This is a genomic window from Cytophaga sp. (assembly GCF_051961495.1).
Classification (GTDB): domain Bacteria; phylum Bacteroidota; class Bacteroidia; order Cytophagales; family Cytophagaceae; genus Cytophaga.
In genome coordinates this window covers 1-20153 of the sequence record NZ_JBQCDF010000057.1, presented here as the reverse complement: position 1 = coordinate 20153, position 20153 = coordinate 1, and the positions used below count along the sequence as shown (strand labels likewise).

Genomic DNA, 20153 nt, shown 5'->3' with positions numbered 1-20153 from the left:
AAAAGTCCGCCCCGACCTGATAGCTATCAGGTCGGGGCGGACTTTTTATATTCAGCCTAATCAGATCTTTGGCTGTTTTGAGTGATCACAGAAGTTATCTAACAATAAAAAAGTCCCGCTATTAGCAGGACTTTTTTATTGTTAGATAACTAAGTTATTCTTAGAATATCGGGTTATCATTTGGAGAGAACAAGTCACCTTGTGGTGCATCATCGTCATCTATTTTAGGCTCAGCGGGAGCTGTGTACGACAAGATTTCTACTTCTTCCTCTTTTGGTTCTGGTTTAGCAACTTTTTTAGGTTTTGGAGCTGCCTTTTTAACAACTGCTTTTTTAGGCGCTGTAGCTTTTTTTGCTGCTGCCTTTTTAGCAGGTGCTGCTTTTTTCGCCGGAGCCGCTTTCTTAGCTGCTTTTTTTACAGCTGCCTTCTTAGCAGGCGCTGCTTTTTTAGCTACTTTAGCTGCTTTCTTAGCTACTTTTTTTACTGCTTTCTTCGCTGCTTTTTTAGCAGGAGCTGCCTTTTTAACAGCTTTCTTAACTACTTTTTTAGCTGCTTTTTTAGGAGCCGCTTTTTTAGCAGGTGCTGCTTTTTTTACAACTTTCTTCGCTGCTTTCTTAACCTTTGCAGCTACTTTTTTTACAGCTTTTTCAGCTTTCTTTAGAGTCTTCTTAACAGAAGATTTCTCTGCTTTTTTTACTTTTTTTGCCATGGTACGTCAGTGATATAAAAATATTCTCTTTTGACTAAAGTTAATTTATACCCTAAAATAAAAAAAATGTTTTATATTAAAATTTGTTGGCAAGAAATTTTAAAAAATAATTTTCATGAACAGTCCTTCTTTAGCAGGGTTTGAGCCGGAGAAAGGAGTATAAACCGGAAGGATTTTAAATGGCTGGACCTGGTATCTTCTTCTCAATCCCTTATAAATACTAGGGTGTATAAAATAAAAGTCCCGCTCAATGGCGGGACTTTTATTTTGAATTCTGTAAGATGAGATGTTATTTCTTTCTCAGAAAAACTTTTGTGATCATACCTGATTTATCTCCCAGACCGGCACAGGTAGAGATTACCTGGTAGCCTTCGCTGTCTAATCTATTTAAAGTTTTTACTAATAAATCTCCGTTGTCATCCAAATGATGATCTTTCATGTCGTTCGCATATGGAAGAAATTCTGTTTTTCCATTGCCATAATGAACGTGCAAGCCTTTATCTTCATAAGCAGGTAATTCATATACATCAATAACGACATACTGGCCATCTGCTTCTTTTTCGTTTTTAGCTCCAGTAAAAGCGGAAACACCAATAAATAAAGATGCAACCGAAAGAGCAGCGATAGAATATTTCATGTATTTATTCATAAAACACGTTAAGTTAAATTGTTTAATCGGGCTGAAACTACATATTTAACCTGAAATATTCAATATTTTTAGTATTTGATTCTTTAAATAGACAAACTCTGATAAATTTTATAGATTTGCCTGATATGACCTTTCTGAATCCATTCTTTTTATTTGGCCTTTTAGCAATTGCAGTACCTATAGCTTTGCACTTGTTCGATTTGCAAAGACCTAAAAAAATGATTTTTACGAATGTCGCTTTCCTGAAAGAAATCATTCAGCAGCAATCTTCGGCCCGCAGACTCAAACATTGGCTTATCCTTCTTTCCCGGATCTTATTTATAACGTTTCTGGTTTTGGCTTTTGCGCAGCCTATATTGGACCCATCCCAATCCAAACCACAAGCTTCCGGCGCAGCTATCCAGGTGTATATTGATAATTCCTATAGCTTACAAAACGAATCAGATCAGCAATCGCTGCTGGAAAAAGCTTCCGGACTTGCCCAGAAGATCCCCGATGCCTATAGCGCTTCCGCCTCTGTCCGTCTGCTTACCAACGAATTTTCCGGAAACGACTGGCAATACCATACCCGTGACGGCTATCTGGATCAACTTACTGAATTGGATTATAATGGTCAGTCCCGATCATCTTATGATGTTTCCAAACGCATTCTTTCATCGGCTTCCAAAGATTCAAAATCTCAACAGGATGTATTCCTGTTTTCAGATTTTCAAAAAACTTACTGGAAGGATCTGATCACTTCCAAACCGGATTCACAGATTAACTGGCATCTGATTCCTTTGCAGAATGAAGACGTACTGAATATAGCCATTGATTCAATCTGGCTGGAAACACCCTTCATCCAGGCAGGTAAACCTAATAAACTATTTATTCGGGTAAAAGGCTACGGCAAAGGGAAACGCGAAACGGTTTGTAAGTTACTGATCAACGATGTGCAGATCAGTACTGCCGGAACCGAAATTGTAGGCGGACAGGAAACGATAACGCATTTTGATTTTACCCTTGAAAAAAACTCCGCTTATAAAGGTTGTATTCGTTTTGATGATTCACCAATCGTATTTGATAATGCCTTTTATTTCACTCTGAACAGTGCCCAGGAGATTCATGTTACCAATTTGTCGCAATCAGGCAGCAGCTATGTATCTAAGGTATATAGTAACGAGCAATTGTTTGTATTGAATGCGTATTCATATGCCACGCTGGATTATTCAAAATTGAATCAATCGGATTTGATTGTGGTGGAAGATTATTCCAGATCGAACGACGCAATCATTCAGAATTTAAAGCAGGTATTGGCCAAAGGCGGCAATGTTGCTTTATTTCCTCCGGTCAATGAAGACTGGGCTTCCTGGCAGGAGTTTTTAAAACAATTAAATATAGGAGTGAAGCCTACTGCATTAAAAGATTCTATAGGTAAACAGGCCTGGTATTTAAAGTTCCCTGATACAGATCAGCCATTCTTTAAAGATGTGTTTACAGATAAATCAAAGCATCTGGCTGAAATGCCGTTCAGTATTCCATTGTTTGAAACAACATCGGCAGGTACGGTTTTACTACAATATCAACAAGGCGGAGCCTTTTTAACACAGGTTTCTTCAGGTAAGGGGAATATTTATGTCTTTAGCGGTACTCTGCAGGATAAGCTTTCTTCTTTCCAGAGACATTCCATTTTTGTACCAGTCATGTACACCATCGCCTTTAATGCATTGCCAAGTTCAAACCAATTATATTACAGAACAAGCGATGAAACAGTCGTATTGAAATCATCTTCGGCACAGACCGCTCAGGTAGAGGTGCTGAAAGATTCATTAAGATGGCTTCCGGTACAGAATAGCCGCGAAGGAGAAATAGTGCTGGATTTGCCGGATGAAATAAAAACATCAGGTTTTTACGATGTGAAACAAGGTGATAGTACACTTGCCATATTGGCCATAAATTATGGTAGAGGCGAATCGGATTGTGCCTTACTGACCCGCGATGAATTGAAAACCTGGGCAGAAGGGAAGGTTAATGTAAAACTATTAGATGCTGTAAATCAGTTTGATTTTGCAGATGAATTAAAAAGCTTGCGTGAAGGAAAGCCACTGTGGAAATATTGCATTATTTTAGCATTGCTTTTCCTGCTAACGGAGATTTTATTATTAAGGTTCTTGAAATAAAAATATATGGGTAGTATCGTTATTCGTTCTGCTGAAATAATTGACACAACTTCTGATTTGAATGGTGCAATCCGTTCTATTCTGATCGAAGATGGTGTGATAAAAAAAATAAGTGAAAAAGAACTTTCTGCTGATACAGTTATTGAAGGGAAAGGTTTGAAAGTTTCAATTGGCTGGATGGATATGCGTGTTACTACAGGCGATCCCGGACATGAATATAAAGAGGACCTGCATTCGGTTTGTAAGGCTGCCATGCAGGGTGGTTTTACGGCAATTGCAGTACTTCCGAATACAACGCCTCCCATGCAGACCAAAGAATCTGTTGAATATGTTAAAAGTAAAACACGTGAGAAGCTGGTTGAGGTATTTCCGATCGCTTCTTTAACCATAAATAACAAAGGGGAAGAACTGACAGAAATTCTGGATATGAATGCTTCCGGAGCTGTAGGTTTTTCGGATGGCGTAAAACCCATCTGGCATTCCGATCTGCTTTTACGCGCCTTATTATACATGCAACCGATCAATGCACAATTGATCGTCCATGCAGAGGATAAATACCTGAGCCAGGGCGGACAAATGAACGAAGGCAAAACAAGCACGATGCTTGGCCTGAAAGGTATTCCTAAATTATCTGAACAGATCATTGTGGAACGTGATCTCACTATTCTGGAATACACAGGTGGTAAAATCCACTTTGCCCATATATCAAGTCCGAAATCGCTGGAGCTTATCAAAGATGCCAAACGCAGAGGTTTGAAAGTAACTTGTGATATCGCATCCTATCAACTGGCGTTAGATGATACCTTGCTGACTTCTTTTGATTCAAATTTAAAAGTGAATCCACCATTGCGTTCCAAACGTGATATTGATACATTCTGGAAATACATCAACGACGGAACGATTGATGCGATCGTTTCAGATCATATTCCGCAGGATACAGAATCGAAACAGCTGGAATTCGATCAGGCCGATTTTGGAATGATCGGCTTGGAAACCATGTTCAGTGTTGCCAATACATACAACACCAAAGTTGAACTGGCTAAGCTGATCGAAAAAATTACAGTTGCTCCAAGAAATATTTTGGGCCTTGAAGTTCCTGCAGTTAAAGAAGGTGCTAAAGCAAATCTGACTGTTTTTGAAACCGAGCAGGAATGGATACTATCTGAAAAGGATTTGCGTTCTAAATCTGTTAATACGCCCTTTATCGGTAAAAAATTAAAAGGCAGACCTGTAGCAGTGATCAACAACAAACAAGTAACCAGGGTACAGTAATGAGCAAATATGCTAAAGATATATCTGTAGTTATACCTCTTTATAATGAGGAAGAATCATTACCTGAGCTAGAGTTATGGCTTAGAGAAGTAATGCTGAAAAATAACTATCGTTACGAACTGATCTTTGTAGACGATGGCAGTACAGATAATTCCTGGGAAGTAATCCAGAAACTGGCAGCACAGAATTCGAATATTCATGCGATCCGTTTCAATAGAAACTATGGTAAATCTGCTGGTTTGAACGTTGGGTTTAAAGCTGCAAAAGGAGAAGTGGTCATTACCATGGATGCAGATTTACAAGATAGCCCGGATGAAGTTCCTGCTTTATACAAAATGATCACAGAGGAAAAATATCATTTAGTGTCTGGCTGGAAGAAAAAACGTTACGATCCGATCAGTAAAACGATTCCTACTAAATTATATAACGCAGCAGCGCGTGCCATGTCAGGTATTAAGCTGAATGATTTTAACTGCGGGTTGAAAGCATATCAGCATCGGGTGATTAAATCCATTGATGTATATGGTGAAATGCACCGTTACATTCCTGTTATTGCAAAATGGAATGGATACAGTAAAATTGGAGAAAAAGTAGTTGAGCACAGAGCCCGTAAATATGGGGTTACCAAATTCGGTCTGGAGAGATTTGTTTATGGGCCGCTGGATCTGCTGTCTATCTCTTTTGTAAGCAAATACAAAAAAAGACCGATGCATTTTTTTGGTTCTATGGGTATTTTGTCTTTCATCATTGGATTGGGAAGCACTGCGTACTTAATCGCAAACAAACTGTATCATATTTATATTGCTAAGAACGGTCAATATAGAGATGTGGTAAATAATACATGGTTTTATTTAGCCCTCGTGGCAATCATTATTGGTGTACAATTATTTTTGTCCGGCTTTATCGGCGAGATGATGATTCAGCAATCAGACAAGAAAAATGATTATCTGGTTTCAGAAGAAATTGGTGCATGAGATTTTATTCAATTGTAATACCTGTATATAACAGGCCTGAAGAAATTCAGGAGCTACTTGAAAGTTTAACGAAACAGACATACAAGAATTTTGAAGTAGTTGTTGTCGAAGATGGTTCCAAAGATTCTGCAGAAGAAATTGTAAAAGATTTTCAGAAGAAATTATCCATTCAATATTATTACAAAGAAAATACCGGGCAAGGCTTATCCCGCAATTTTGCTTACGAGCGCGCCAAAGGTGATTATTTTATCGTTTTTGATAGCGACTGTATCATTCCTCCGGATTATTTAAAAACTGTTGAGGAAAGATTAAATGCCGATTATCTTGACGCTTTCGGCGGACCAGACCGGGCAGATGCATCTTTTACACCTATACAGAAAGCTATCAGTTATTCCATGACTTCCTTATTTACTACCGGCGGTATTCGAGGTAATAAAAAAGGTGTTGGCGTTTTTCATCCCAGAAGTTTTAATATGGGCATTTCAAAAGCAGTCTGGCAACGTACTAAAGGCTATATCATTACCCGCATGGGCGAAGATATAGAATTCAGTATTCGCATTATGAGCTATGGATTTAAAGTCGGCTTGATTGAAGATGCATATGTTTACCATAAGCGTAGAACAGATTTTAAACAATTCTTCAGGCAGGTACACTTCTTTGGCCGAGCACGTATCAATATCTATCGCTTTGTTCCGGGTGAACTGAAACTTACACATTTCTTCCCGATGTGTTTTGTGTTGTTTGCAGTTACAGCTATTCTCTTAGGTATATTGAATTTCAGGATAGGTGTACTGGCATGTTTTCTTTTGTATTGTTATTCGGCAGCAATCTTTATCGATGCGGCCTATAAAAATCAAAGTGTAAAAATAGGTTTATTAAGTGTTGCAGCTGCGTATACACAATTGTTCGGCTACGGCATAGGATTCATGAAAGAAGGCTTGCAGGAATTGTTTAAGCCTACAAAGAAGGTTATGCAGGAAATGTTGTATCAGAAATATAAATCAACTGATAACAAATGATAAATAATTTTCAGTCGCAGTGTTTTTTTACACTTGTTAAGCTGAAGTGAATTTTATTAGAATATTTTTGTCCGGAATTTTTTAACTGGAATTTTATTCGCCTGGCACACGCCGGCTTTTTATTTGTTTTATGAATGTACTGAAATACGTTCACATCATTTTTCTGATGTGCTTTTGTAACACTCTTGTTTATGGTCAAACAGTTCTTCAACCAGGTGATGTTGCAGTGATTGGATACAATTTCAAAGATCCTGATCAATTCTCGTTTCTTTTTTTGAAAGATGTTGCTGCCGGTACGGTAGTGCATATCACAGATTGCGGATATGATCCTGCTACAGCAGCTTTTCGCGTTGGTGAGGGAGATATTACGTATACTGTACCCCGGGGAGGTATTAAAGCCGGAGTGGCGGTGACATATCCCGATGATGCAGGTTTTGTAACTGCAGGCGTAAGTGGTTTCTTTGGTCTTTCCACAGATGGAGATCAATTATTCTTTTACCAGGGAACTTTTACCGCCCCTATATTTATATATGGATTAAGTGTAAGCAGCAGTGGTGCCTGGGATGTCGCAGCCGTTGATAATAACACATCAGCCTTGCCGCCCGGCCTTACCGATGGAAGTACTGCGCTTGCCCAAACAAAGATTATAAATAGCCGGTTGAATTGTACTGGAGTAGCAATCGATAAGAGTTTATTTCTGAATCAAATCTCAGACATATCAAAGTGGGACAGGAGCAATAGTACGCGGTTTTCATTGCCGGATATTACCTGTGATTATACACCATTGACATTTCATTTGCCTCATTTCTCTACGGATATTGAAAACAAAGAAAAGGAAGCGCTTATAGAAGACGGGTACTGGAAGATTGAAATCTATTCAGCGGATGGCCAATTGCTTCTGACTGTTTTAAAACTCGAAGAAGCATTCTTAAACATTATTAAAGAAAAAATGTATATTTTTAAGGTATATTATCCGGATCGCTTGAAAGTCGTAAAAATCCTTATGCAATAATGTCAAAGATAGCTCTGATCGTTGGTTCTACGGGATTGGTTGGCGGTGAAGTATTGCAATTGCTTCTTAACAGCAATCAATACTCCAAAGTTATTTCTTTACAAAGAAGTAGCGCATTAATTACGCATCCTAAACTTGTAGTCATTCAGACAGACTTTACCAATCTCGATGATATTATTTTACCTGATATTGCAGATGCATTTTGTTGTTTAGGTACAACAATAAAAAAAGCAGGATCGAAAACGGCATTTGAGGAAGTAGACCTGGAAATTCCTTTTGCGCTAGCCAAGAGATTGATTCGCTCAAGCCTTCAGAATTATATCGTTATCAGTTCGATGGGCGCAAATCCTGATTCTTATTTTTTTTACAACCAGGTTAAAGGTAACTTGGAGCGTAAATTAGCCGGGCTGATTGATATTCCTGCTATTTCAATTCTTCGTCCTGGTTTGTTGATCGGTAACCGCTCTGAAAAAAGACTGGCAGAAGGGGTAGCAATAACCGTTTCACGTGTTGTGAAAAAGATAACCGGCATGCAGTTTGGTATTGAATCTGCGGATGTTGCTAAAGCAATGGTGCACATTGCACAGGCGCGTTTAGGAACAGGTGTACAGATTTATGAATCAAAAGCTTTAAAGAAGCTGGCTTCAATGTAATTAAGAACAATGAAAATTATTAAGCGATTAGATATATTAGTACTGAAGGCTTTTTTCGGTCCGTTTTTTTTAACGGTCGTGGTTGTTACGTTTATTTTTTTGATGCAGACCATTCTTAAATATATAGATGAACTTGTTGGGAAAGGTTTGGGCTATCTGGATTATGCTGAATTGATGATGTATTTCAGCATGAATATCCTGCCGATTGCGCTGCCACTGGCTATCTTGCTTTCGTCTTTAATGACCTTCGGAAACCTCGGGCAATTCAATGAACTAACTGCCATTAAGTCATCGGGAATATCGTTGCTGCGGGTAATGGTGCCTATTGCTATTTGGGTGCTGGGATGTACGGTGGGTTTGTTGTATTTCAATAACTATGTTGTTCCCAAAGCCAACCTCAAAGCATTCAGTTTACTGTATGACCTGAGACAGAAGAAGCCCTCTCTCGATTTAAAGCCGGGAGTTTTTTACAACGGAATTCCGGGGTATAGTATTAAAATTGTTCAGAAGTTTGATAATGATACCTCTATTAAAGGAGTAATTATTTATGATCATACACAAGGACGTGGCAATACGGATGTAATTGTTGCCGATTCCGGAGCTATGTATCTGTTTAATGATAACCAGTATCTGGCATTGGAGCTTTTTAAAGGGAATAGCTATAGCGAATTTAAAGGCGATGCCGGAGGTGCAAGCTTTTTAAATCCCCAGGAATTTGTTCGGAATGCATTTGATAAAACCCAGATCATCTTCAATCTTTCTTCTTTTGATTTGAACAGAACCAAAGAAGAATTGTTTACAGGCAGCCGGCAAATGAAACGGATCGATGAGTTGACACATCACATAGATTCTATTCAGGGGATATACAAAAATGTTAATCAGAATTCAGGAGGGATGCTGCAGCCATTTTATTATTATACCCAGGTGAATAAAAATGATACGGCTAAGACGAAAAACATTCGTGTGAAAAATGATACCCTGACCAGGACTAATCTGCTCAAGAGTAAAAACGCGAAAGAGATTGCTATTCGTGCGGCTAATCAGGCAAGGTCAGTTAAAGCCTATATTCAAAGTAATATGGTTGAGCGGGATGAACGTCTGATGAAAGAAATTCATGAGTTTGAAGTGACCAAATACCAGAAATATACCCAGGCGGTTGCCTGTTTTGTTTTATTCCTGATCGGCGCCCCTCTAGGTGCAATTATTAAAAAAGGTGGTTTGGGAGTGCCTGTTCTGATTTGCATCATATTTTTCATTTTTTATTATGTATTCAGCATAACGGGAGAAAAATGGACAAAAGAAGGGGTTTATCCGGCAGATTTTGCCATGTGGTTTGGAAATGCTATACTACTCCTGGTTGGATTGTTCTTTATGCGGCAGGCAAAAAATGACTCCAGATTACTGGAAACCGATTTTTATCTTATACTTTGGGATCGGGTACGAAAAGTATTTCAGAAGACGAAATAATTTTTCCCACAGCTATTTGGTTAAAAAACGGAATGTTACTATATTTGCATTGTATAAGAGTGTATAATAGAAAATTAGTTAATAAATACAGCTACAATGTATCTTACAAGCGAAATCAAAAAAGAAATCTTCAAAACAAACGGTACAGCTAAGAGTACTACTGATACTGGATCACCTGAGTCTCAAATTGCTTTATTCTCTCACCGCATAGCTCATTTAACTGAGCACCTGAAAGTTAATAAAAAAGACTACTCAACCCAATTAGGTCTGATGAAATTGGTTGGTAAAAGAAGAAGATTGCTAAACTATCTTCAGAAAACCGACATTTCTCGTTACAGAGCTATTATTGCTCAATTGAACTTGAGAAAATAATCTTAGATTATAAAAATATACTCTAACAGAGGGGATTCAAAACGAATTCCCTCTGTTAGTTTACATACATACGTAAAATTCTTTTTAGATTTAATACAATCATAGAAATATGTCATATCCTGGATTAACAATCATAAACAAAAGCATCACTTTACCAGACGGCAGAGAAATACAAATAGAAACAGGAAAGCTTGCTAAACAGGCAGACGGTTCAGCTGTTGTTAAATTAGGAAATGCAATGATCTTAGCTACTGTGGTTGCTGCTAAAGAAGCAAAACCAGGTGTTGATTTCATGCCATTATCAGTTGATTATCAAGAAAAGTTTGCTTCTAACGGGAAAATTCCCGGTGGTTTCTTAAAAAGAGAAAGCAGGTTATCTGATTACGAAATATTAATCTCCCGTTTGGTTGACCGTGCAATGAGACCTTTATTCCCTGAAGATTTTCACGCAGATACACAGGTTGCCATCACGTTAATTTCTGCAGACGCGGAAGTAATGCCGGATGCATTAGCATGTTTAGCAGCACAGGCGGCAATGTCTGTTTCTGACATTCCTTTCAACGGTCCGGTTTCAGAAGTGCGTGTTATCTCATTGGATGGAAAATTCCTGATCAACCCAACACCTGCTCAAATGGAAAAAGCAGAACTTGAGCTGATCGTTGCAGCTTCTTATGATAACGTTATCATGGTAGAAGGTGAAATGAGTGAAGTGTCTGAAGAGCTAATGCTAAATGCAATTAAGGCTGCTCATGATGCAATCCGTCAACAGTGTACTGTTTTAAAGGAGCTAGAATCTGCTGCAGGTAAAACAGAAAAACGTGCTTACAGTCACGAGGTTAACGATTGGGACTTAAAGAAAAAAATCACTGATACACTTTATCAGCAGGTATACGATGTAGCTAAGCTTGGTAACGCGAACAAAAATGAGCGTGCCGAAAGCTTCAAAGCGATTAAGAAAGCATATATTGAATCTCTTCCTGAAGATCATACAGAAGATTTAGCATTGATTGCTAAATACTATCATGATGTTGAAAAGGATGCGGTTCGTAATTTAGTGTTAGATGAACGTAAGCGTTTGGATGGCAGAGGTTTAGAACAAATTCGTCCAATCTGGTCAGAAGTTGGATACCTGCCGTCAGCGCACGGTTCTTCGATCTTCACACGTGGTGAAACTCAATCATTGACTACTGTAACATTCGGCACCAAACTGGATGAGCAGCTGATTGATAGCGCTATGTTCTCAGGCAATAATAAGTTAATGCTTCACTACAATTTCCCTGGTTTTTCTACAGGTGAGGTGAAGCCAAACAGAGGCCCGGGACGTCGTGAAGTTGGTCATGGTAACCTTGCTTACCGTGCACTTAAAAAAGTTATGCCGCCTGAAATCGAAAATCCATACACGGTTCGTATCGTTTCCGATATTCTTGAATCAAACGGATCTTCTTCAATGGCAACGGTTTGTGCAGGTACATTGGCATTGATGGATGCTGGGGTTAAGATTAAAGCTCCTGTATCTGGTATTGCAATGGGGTTGATTACAGATACAAAAACCGGTCGTTGGGCAGTATTGTCTGATATCTTAGGTGATGAAGATCACTTAGGAGATATGGACTTTAAAGTGACAGGTACTGAAAAAGGTATTACGGCCTGCCAAATGGATATTAAAGTGGATGGCTTATCATATGATATCCTATCTCAAGCTTTACAACAAGCAAACAGAGGTAGATTGCACATATTGGGTGAGATGAAGAAAACAATTGCTCAGCCACGTGAAGATCTGAAACCACATGCTCCGCGTATGATCATGATCCAGATACCGAAAGAATTAATCGGTGCAGTAATCGGGCCAGGCGGTAAAATTATCCAGGAAATTCAGAAAACTTCAGGTGCAACCGTTAACATTGAAGAAAAAGACAATGCTGGCTGGGTAAGTATCTTCTCTAAGGATAAAACAGCTCTTGACAGCGCTTTATCACAAATAAAAGGAATTGTAACATTACCTGAAGTAGGTGAGGTATATGAAGGTAAAGTGAAATCGATCACAGCATTTGGTGCCTTCATTGAATTCCTGCCAGGAAAAGATGGTTTGTTACACATCTCTGAAATCAAGTGGGAACGCTTGGATACAATGGAAGGGGTTCTTGAGGTTGGCGAGACAGTAAAAGTGAAATTGGTTGAAATTGACAAGAAAACTGGTAAATACCGTTTATCACGTAAGGTATTGATCCCGAAACCTGAACAACAGGCAACTTCAAATTCATAATTAACTGAGTATTTAACCTTAAAGAAACTATCAGACACTGTTTTTCGTTTAATAGAAGGTGTGTTTAAATAAAGCCGATGAGACAGCTAAAGATCAGTAAACAGATTACCAATAGAGAGAGTCAATCTCTGGATAAGTATTTACAGGAAATAGGCAAAGTGGATTTGCTTACACCTGATGAAGAAGTAGATCTAGCGAAGCGTATTCGCGAAGGTGATCAGTTAGCATTAGAAAAATTGACAAAAGCCAACCTGCGTTTCGTCGTATCGGTTGCAAAACAATATCAAAACCAGGGTCTTTCTCTGGGAGATCTTATTAATGAAGGTAACTTAGGGTTGATTAAAGCTGCTCAGCGATTTGATGAAACCCGTGGTTTTAAATTCATTTCCTATGCAGTTTGGTGGATCCGTCAATCTATCCTTCAGGCATTAGCGGAGCAATCTCGTATTGTACGTTTGCCGTTGAACAGAGTAGGTTCATTGAACAAGATCTCAAAAACATTTTCGGAACTGGAACAAAAGTATGAAAGAGAGCCATCACCTGATGAGTTAGCGGAAGTACTGGAAGTTTCAACGGCTGAAGTTGTTGATACATTAAAGATCTCAGGCCGTCATGTATCTATGGATGCACCTTTTGTTCAGGGTGAAGAAAATAGTTTACTGGATGTGCTTGAAAACAGCAGTGAATCAGCACCGGATTCAAGCTTAATGAATGATTCATTAAGAAGAGAAGTGCAAAGAGCCTTGTCAACGTTGACTCAACGTGAGGCGGATGTTATCTCTCTTTACTTTGGGTTGAATGGCGAACATTCTATGACCCTTGAAGAGATTGGAGAGAAATTCAATCTTACAAGAGAGCGTGTACGTCAGATCAAAGAAAAGGCAATTCGTCGGTTAAGACATACTTCCAGAAGTAAAGCATTAAAACCATATTTAGGTTAACCTGTACATTCATATACAACAAGAAAAACTCCCTGGAATAACTTTCAGGGAGTTTTTTATTTAACGGTAGGAATAAGCATTTTATCTGGATTAATCATAGTCGATTTTTATTTATATTTATGAAAAAAAACAACTATGATTAATAAACGCTTTTTATCATTTCTTTTTTTTACTTTTTTAATTCAATTATCATCTTACGCCCAATTTGAATTAATTAAAGACTTTGATGCATCAGATGCGAGTTCGTTTGCCGGAGGGAATTCTGGAATTTTATATTCCGTAGGCACGAAAGTTCTCGTTCAGTATGATTCCATTGTTACAGCTCAATATACAGGAAAGACTACTTTGGCAGCTGTCGGTATGGACGGGAAAAGTCAGGGATTGACTTCTGTAACAACTACCAGTGATTACGCTAATTTTTATGATTTTAAAACGCTTCCCGATGGTAGGGTTGCATTTGTTGCCATTGAATCAGGTTCTTCATTTAAAGTTATTGTTACGGATGGTACACTTGCTGGTACTTCCACTGTTTATTCTGCAGCTGAACCTATTGAAGGTTTGGAATTGATCGATAACGGTTTGTATTTTACATATGACGGTACTCAGAATCATGCCTTAATGAAAATAGAGCTGACTACTCTTACGGTATCTCAGGTTGTCGAATTTGGTTATTTTCATATGATCTCTGACATCAGCAAACTGTCTAATACATCCCTGATTTTTATGGCTCCGGATCCGGACGATAATAACGATTTAAAACTTTATGTTTCAGATGGCACTGCTGCTGGTACGATGCCTTTAGCGACGATTAATTCAGGGTCGGAGGTTTCTCAAAATACAGTAATGACACAGGTGGGAAGCAAGGTGTTTTTCTTTTATAAAAGACCTGGAACGGATTGTTGTAATGATCTTTGGGTGACAGATGGAACGAATGCCGGTACACAAAAGATTAAGGAATTTAATATAGTCTTTTTTACCGATTTTGACCGGTTGAAAAAAGCTATAGGTTTAAATGGTAAGTTTTATTTTGCAGGTGTTGAATCAGGAGCAAATGCGAATAATGATGAAGTACTTTGGGTGAGTGATGGAACTGTAGCAGGGACAATGGCTTTGAACGGTTCGGATACCTATACAAAACCTAAAAACTTTACAGTGTTTAAAAATGAATTGTATTTTATTTCCTTTAATCAGCTGTCTTATTCAACGAATTTATGTAAGACTGATGGTACAGTAGCAGGTACAGGAAGTTTGTCTTTAAAGCATGGAACAACTACTCTTTATCCATATAGCATCGCTAGTGACGGAAATTATATATACATGGGAGCTTCCAATGTAAATGCATTTGGTGCTGAGGTATTCAGATATGATGGTGTTAGTTTGGATTGTGATATGCTTGAAGGTATAAGCGGGGGCAGTTCATCTCAGCCTGATGAATTGTTTGTTAATGGAACTGATTTATATTTTACAGCAAATCTTTCTGCTACAGGAAATGAGTTATATACAGGAAGTAATTTTATTTCCGGCATAACTACTGCTACAAAAGCTTCTGATTCTGATATGTTTGTGTTATACCCAAATCCAGCCATTGATCAAGTGACAATTAAATGTACTGAAAAAATAAAATCAGTACGCGTAATGAGCCAGCTTGGCAATGTATTGACGGAGTCAACGGATAATAGTATTCAGTTGAATAGTTATACTGAAGGAATTTACTTTGTTGAAGTGCAGTTCGTGAATGGTGAAGCAGGTGTACAGAAGATTGTGGTCGTGAAGTAATTTTGATCTGCCCCAATCAAAAGAAAGAGGCGTTGATCATAATTGACGCCTCTTTCTTTTAATCTTTAATTATTTATTCCAGGAACGCTTCCTGTTTATCAAGTACAGCCGATATGCCTGTGCGATCAGTAAAAGGATTATTGAATACTCTGGAAGCATTGAATTTTTTATATGCATCCAGCCATACCGGAAATTTAGGATATAATTTTTCTATACGATCGAATGATAAGCTTTCCAGATGCAGCCCCCAATGCGGTCTGCCGTTGTAAGCAATCATCTCTCTTTCAATGCGCCGCTGAAAATCTTCTCCGCCAATAAAACCTTTTAAACTCACAACTTCAATGCTGCAGGTAGCCATGTTATGCATCATGGAAAGGTAAGAGTGTGAATCATCAGTGAATCGTATAGCAATAGGGCTTGGGTTGTATTGGCCATGTTCTTCCGCCATGCGTACAGATTCTTCCAGTATTTTATCAATGGCGTGTATGTACGTGTTATCCTGCATCGTAAAAGCTATTTCAGAGGCATAGCCGAAAAATTTCATTTCTAGTAAACCTTGATTCAATACATTATAGTATTTATCAGAATAACCACCGCCTTCTTTGTCACAATCAACAATGCGTTTTAATGAACCGGAAATGGATTTAGGAATATTACCAGGTTTACGGTTAAACATAAATACTGAGATTGAACCCACAAAATATAAGCCGGAAGCCAGTGAAGAAAGGAAGTTCCGTTTTTCTGTCGGTGAGTTTGATTGATCTGAAGATGGTTTAGAAATAACGTTCCTGGTTGTAACAATGCAATATCGGGAACCATTTACTTTATCCAATTCCCCCTTTTCATTAACCGGATAAGGGTTTACCGCCAACTCAAAATGTCTGTTTTTACGAATATGGTTTAGGCCAAATGTAACCAGTTTTTCCCGTTCAACTTCCCAGGTGCTAGGTGTACGCTCTTCTTTCAGATAATAAAAATCAACGACTTCAATAATCACAGAAAAAATAATTCCAAAACAACCCATAGATACGGTGGTTGAATAAAACAGATCGTCATCCTGTACAAGTTCAATGCCATGCACTTTACATTCATCCGATTGAGCATAGAGTGCGGGATCTGTGATGCCATCTTCCGGTTCCAGCCTAAAAGCTTTTCCATTGCTGCTGATCAACACCATGGATTTGATCAAGTCTGGAAAAGGTTTTAAACCAATGCCCGATCCATGTGTTGATGTTGATGCTGCTCCCATGAAACCTTGAACATCTGAACCACCCATATTAGGGAAGGCAAGACCTTCTTTTTCCAATATCTGTTTCAGGTCTTCCAGTAACGTGCCCGAACCGGTTTCGAATAGGTAACGTTTCTCTTCGATAACGTCACCATCTTTGTGTATGTATGCATGATGTCCGTTCCGGTATTCATCTTTGATGTATGGCTGATTGGCTCTGCGTTGAGGTTTAGTCATTTTTTTTGTACAGACCATGAAGTCTCCCGTAACCGCAATGTCTGAGAGGGAATGTCCCGATGCGACACTTCGTACCCGCAGTCCTTTGGCTTCAGCATCTTTAATAAGTTTTTGAACATTTTTCAACCCGTCAAAATCATAATCCCCCAGTTTTTTATAATTAATGACAACATCAATATGCGGACCATTGCCAGGTATTAAGAAATGTAGTGGCTGTGATTTTTGTGTATTGGCCCAGTTTGTCCAGCTGATCCGCTCATCCGTTTCTGGGATATAACGTTGATAGCGTTTAATGAAATCGGCATTGTTGATTTCTATGAATTCTCCTTTAGATGCTTTGCAGAGAAAGAATTCAATGATCCAGCGTATGATGCGTGTGCCTAATATTCTGTTCAGTATGGCTACAGTTCTTAAACGTTCTTCATTTGTAACTTTACGTGTGAGTAAGATGTCGATTTTATCAATCGTTTCGGGAAGTTTGGATCGTTTAAACAATAACGTAAACAATAACTGGAAAATAATTCTGATCGTTAGCATGATTGAAAGTGTTAAAAAAACAATTGAAAGATTAAAAAAGCATTGTTTAAAAATACAAACAGTTTTCAAAAGCAGAAAATTTATCAATCAAAAAAAGTCATTGTTTACTACTGTTAACATACTGAATTTACCATCCTGTAACCAATAATCCCCGTGCGGCTTTTTCACTGCATTTCTGATATTTTGAATATGCCTGCGCTGCCCGGGTTCGTATTGCTTCATTTGATTCGTTATTAATGTAACCCGTTAATGCATCATGCAGGGTATAGGCTTCAGGGCACATCAATCCGGTTGTCCATACCAGTGGATTAACTCCGGTATTTTTTAAATGCGGCGAAAAATAACTTTTACTGATACAGGCTAATATAATGCAGTTTCGGACTTTATCATCTTTTTTATGAAAAGATTCACCTATACGGAAATCCATCAGGCCATCGTGCCCGATATACGACAATAGGCCTGCATTACCGCCAATTCCTAGGATTCTGTTTTTTACATGAATCGTATCCTGCTTTAAGCCCGAACAGCCAGATAAAAAATCTATGGTACATTGTTTTATTTCTTTTCCATTATATGCATCCGCAATAAGGTAATAGTCCTTTGTTGCGTGCTTAAATACTACGCGTTCAAGAATAACTGAATTTATTTTTGAACTTTTTACAAAGATCCATTCAGGGCTTTTTTTGAAATATGTACGAATGCCATACGGGCAGCCCCAATATAAGTTATTCATCGGGTCCTGTCCATTACCAATCTTTTCAGGAACAGGTACGATACCTTGATAAGTATTGTCGCACAAAGCTACATATACATGAATGGTTTTAGCAAGCGTATCAAACGGAATGGATTCTTCTGTTGCTTCTTCAGTATTACAAACCTGGGAGCTACATGGACTGAAACAAGACAGCAAGGCAATAAGTAAAATAAAATATCCGGTTCGCATAGATTTTTACAGTTTTGATACTTTGATCGGAACCGTAATAACTACGCCATCGCGTTGCGTCAGGTGTATCAGGCATGCGGTATTTGATTTCCATTCAAATGAAACGTTATTTTTATTTACTTCATCTGCATAAAACTCCTGGTATACTTTATTTTTACTGCCCTTATAATCAAGTTCAATTTCAAGCAGCCAGGAATCAAGTGCATTTGTACGGTTGCCATCCAGAGTTATTTTCATTTCTTTGTCAGCTGAATATGTTTCCATCGACGGAGCAGATTGTCTGCTGCATGCGCTTATTAATAAAATGAATACCAGCAGAAGGATATAGTTATGTTTCATAATGTTTTTTAATTTCATAACTGCTGAAATAATTAAAAGATACAGTTTTAGAGGATAAAACTTCATTTTGGTGCTGAAATTGTAAAAACTCATGGAAATTCTTTTTTCCACAGAACCTTACACAATGCCTATATGTTTTGCTTAAAATGGCAAAAATGCCGAAATTGAGAACTCTAATATTCATTAAGCGCTTATGTCAGTAGAAAAAGTACATTGTCTAATTATTGGTTCAGGTCCTGCAGGTTATACGGCAGCGATATATGCTTCCCGTGCTGGTTTAAAACCAGTTATGTATCAGGGGGCTCAGCCGGGTGGTCAGCTTATGATCACAAACGATGTTGAGAATTTTCCAGGATATCCGGATGGAGTAATGGGGCCAGAGATGATGGAAGATTTTAAAAAGCAGGCAACAAGATTTGGTGCAGATATCCGTTATGGTACAATCAGTTCTGTAGATTTTACAGGTCCGGTGCATAAAGTAACCGTTGATGAAAAAACAGTCATCGAAGCTGAGACTGTAATTATTTCTACTGGGGCTGCAGCAAAGTGGTTAGGAATTGAGTCAGAACAGCGTTTGAATGGCAGAGGCGTTTCCGCATGTGCCGTTTGTGATGGTTTCTTCTTCAGAGGACAGGATGTTGCTATAGTAGGAGCTGGTGATACAGCATGCGAAGAAGCAAGTTACCTGGCAAAGCTTTGTAAGAAAGTATACATGCTGGTTCGTAAAGATAAATTTGTAGCTGCTTCTGTAATCATGCAGCAGCGGGTTTTAAATACACCAAACATTGAAGTTCTTTTCAGCACGGAAACTGATGAAGTTTTAGGTAAAGAAGATGTAGAAGGTATGCGTGTTAAAAATAATGTCACCGGAGAAACACGTGACATTGCTATTACAGGTTTCTTTGTAGCAATTGGTCATAAACCGAATACAGACATTTTCAAAGGATGGATTGATATGGATGAGAATGGGTATATAAAAACAATTCCAGGTACATCCAAAACAAATATTGAAGGAGTATTTGCATGCGGCGATGCACAGGATCATGTATACCGTCAGGCTATAACAGCTGCTGGTACAGGATGTATGGCGGCATTAGATGCAGAAAGATATTTAGCAGCAAAAGAAGCTGTAACGGCGTAAACATGTAAGCATGCGTATAATTTTAGTTGTTCTCTTTTGGGGAATTGCATATGCCGGTTTTGCACAGGATCCGGGCAATCCTAAAAAAGGGGATAGAGATTTTGATAAGACCAAAGCACCAGCTATAGAGTACAAGAGTCCGGATATGGATGATGTATTATTCACCGATGATATTGTAGATACAGTTGCCGGGGGATTGCATTCGGATTATATCTTTGACGCTGAAAAAGAGTGGTCAATTATTGAAGAAGATACATCTTCCTGGCAGGAAGGTGAGGAAGTAGGCGAAGATGAATTTGTAATTGTAGAAGTTGAAGAACAGATCAATACAGATTCTACCTGGATTACAATTGCTCAGTATTATTCTGTCTGGGATACACGATCCATTGATCCTTATAAGATAGACCCCGCTGATTTTAAAGATACCATTTCCATGGTATTGTATGATTCCCTGGCTGGACA

At 38.4% G+C, this 20153-nt stretch carries 17 protein-coding genes and 1 pseudogene; 13 read left to right on the top strand and 5 right to left on the bottom strand.

All coding sequences use genetic code 11. The features are described from left to right. Positions 1–160: 160 nt before the first annotated feature. Positions 161–709: an outer membrane integrity protein gene (locus tag ACTHJT_RS02875; RefSeq protein ID WP_440236238.1), complete on the bottom strand. Its 549-nt coding sequence runs from the start codon at positions 707–709 to the stop codon at positions 161–163. A 289-nt stretch (positions 710–998) separates the two neighbouring features. Continuing rightward, positions 999–1346 carry a hypothetical protein gene (locus ACTHJT_RS02870; protein ID WP_440236237.1) on the bottom strand — a complete coding sequence of 116 codons (348 nt, stop codon included), beginning with the start codon at positions 1344–1346 and terminating at the stop codon, positions 999–1001. A gap of 137 nt (positions 1347–1483) precedes the next feature. Here ACTHJT_RS02870 and ACTHJT_RS02865 point away from each other — a divergent pair, with 137 nt between their 5' ends. From ACTHJT_RS02865 to ACTHJT_RS02815, 11 genes are all read left to right on the top strand, one after another. After that, a complete protein-coding gene (locus tag ACTHJT_RS02865; RefSeq protein ID WP_440236236.1) occupies positions 1484–3517 on the top strand; it encodes a BatA domain-containing protein in 2034 nt (677 codons plus the stop codon). Positions 3518–3523: 6 nt separating this feature from the next. Continuing rightward, entirely contained in the window at positions 3524–4789 is a 1266-nt protein-coding gene (locus ACTHJT_RS02860) for a dihydroorotase (protein WP_440236235.1), read from the top strand. Beyond that, positions 4789–5763, top strand: coding sequence for a glycosyltransferase family 2 protein (locus ACTHJT_RS02855; protein WP_440236233.1), 975 nt, complete (start codon positions 4789–4791; stop codon positions 5761–5763). The genes ACTHJT_RS02860 and ACTHJT_RS02855 overlap by 1 nt, the downstream gene beginning before the upstream one ends. Next, the gene (locus ACTHJT_RS02850; protein ID WP_440236231.1) at positions 5760–6782 is read left to right on the top strand and encodes a glycosyltransferase; all 1023 of its coding nucleotides are present in this window, start codon (positions 5760–5762) and stop codon (positions 6780–6782) included. The genes ACTHJT_RS02855 and ACTHJT_RS02850 overlap by 4 nt, the downstream gene beginning before the upstream one ends. A gap of 130 nt (positions 6783–6912) precedes the next feature. Further along, positions 6913–7794: a hypothetical protein gene (locus ACTHJT_RS02845; RefSeq protein ID WP_440236230.1), complete on the top strand. Its 882-nt coding sequence runs from the start codon at positions 6913–6915 to the stop codon at positions 7792–7794. Beyond that, positions 7794–8447 carry a hypothetical protein gene (locus tag ACTHJT_RS02840; protein ID WP_440236229.1) on the top strand — a complete coding sequence of 218 codons (654 nt, stop codon included), beginning with the start codon at positions 7794–7796 and terminating at the stop codon, positions 8445–8447. Before ACTHJT_RS02845 ends, ACTHJT_RS02840 begins: the two co-directional genes overlap by 1 nt. A 9-nt stretch (positions 8448–8456) precedes the next feature. Next, positions 8457–9914 (top strand): LptF/LptG family permease, encoded by a 1458-nt coding sequence (locus ACTHJT_RS02835; RefSeq protein WP_440236228.1) that lies wholly within the window; start codon positions 8457–8459, stop codon positions 9912–9914. Between the two features lie 96 nt (positions 9915–10010). Continuing rightward, the gene (rpsO, locus tag ACTHJT_RS02830) at positions 10011–10286 is read left to right on the top strand and encodes a 30S ribosomal protein S15 (RefSeq protein WP_440236227.1); all 276 of its coding nucleotides are present in this window, start codon (positions 10011–10013) and stop codon (positions 10284–10286) included. A gap of 109 nt (positions 10287–10395) precedes the next feature. After that, positions 10396–12549 (top strand): polyribonucleotide nucleotidyltransferase, encoded by a 2154-nt coding sequence (gene pnp, locus ACTHJT_RS02825; RefSeq protein WP_440236226.1) that lies wholly within the window; start codon positions 10396–10398, stop codon positions 12547–12549. 77 nt (positions 12550–12626) lie between these two features. Next, positions 12627–13490 (top strand): sigma-70 family RNA polymerase sigma factor, encoded by an 864-nt coding sequence (locus tag ACTHJT_RS02820; RefSeq protein WP_011585169.1) that lies wholly within the window; start codon positions 12627–12629, stop codon positions 13488–13490. A gap of 135 nt (positions 13491–13625) precedes the next feature. Further along, positions 13626–15266, top strand: a complete 1641-nt coding sequence (locus ACTHJT_RS02815; RefSeq protein WP_440236225.1) for a T9SS type A sorting domain-containing protein — start codon at positions 13626–13628, stop codon at positions 15264–15266. Positions 15267–15339: 73 nt separating this feature from the next. Here ACTHJT_RS02815 and ACTHJT_RS02810 read toward each other — a convergent pair whose 3' ends face one another. From ACTHJT_RS02810 to ACTHJT_RS02800, 3 genes are all read right to left on the bottom strand, one after another. Then, entirely contained in the window at positions 15340–17268 is a 1929-nt protein-coding gene (locus tag ACTHJT_RS02810) for a D-arabinono-1,4-lactone oxidase (RefSeq protein WP_440236224.1), read from the bottom strand. A gap of 127 nt (positions 17269–17395) precedes the next feature. Continuing rightward, a complete protein-coding gene (locus tag ACTHJT_RS02805; protein WP_440236223.1) occupies positions 17396–18211 on the bottom strand; it encodes a hypothetical protein in 816 nt (271 codons plus the stop codon). Between the two features lie 6 nt (positions 18212–18217). Continuing rightward, positions 18218–18550: a hypothetical protein gene (locus ACTHJT_RS02800; RefSeq protein WP_440236222.1), complete on the bottom strand. Its 333-nt coding sequence runs from the start codon at positions 18548–18550 to the stop codon at positions 18218–18220. 193 nt (positions 18551–18743) lie between these two features. Here ACTHJT_RS02800 and trxB point away from each other — a divergent pair, with 193 nt between their 5' ends. Together trxB and ACTHJT_RS02790 are read left to right on the top strand one after the other, a co-directional pair. Further along, positions 18744–19691 carry a thioredoxin-disulfide reductase gene (gene trxB / locus ACTHJT_RS02795; protein ID WP_440236221.1) on the top strand — a complete coding sequence of 316 codons (948 nt, stop codon included), beginning with the start codon at positions 18744–18746 and terminating at the stop codon, positions 19689–19691. A gap of 10 nt (positions 19692–19701) precedes the next feature. Continuing rightward, positions 19702–20153: pseudogene (locus ACTHJT_RS02790) on the top strand (peptidase M23); the annotation flags it as partial.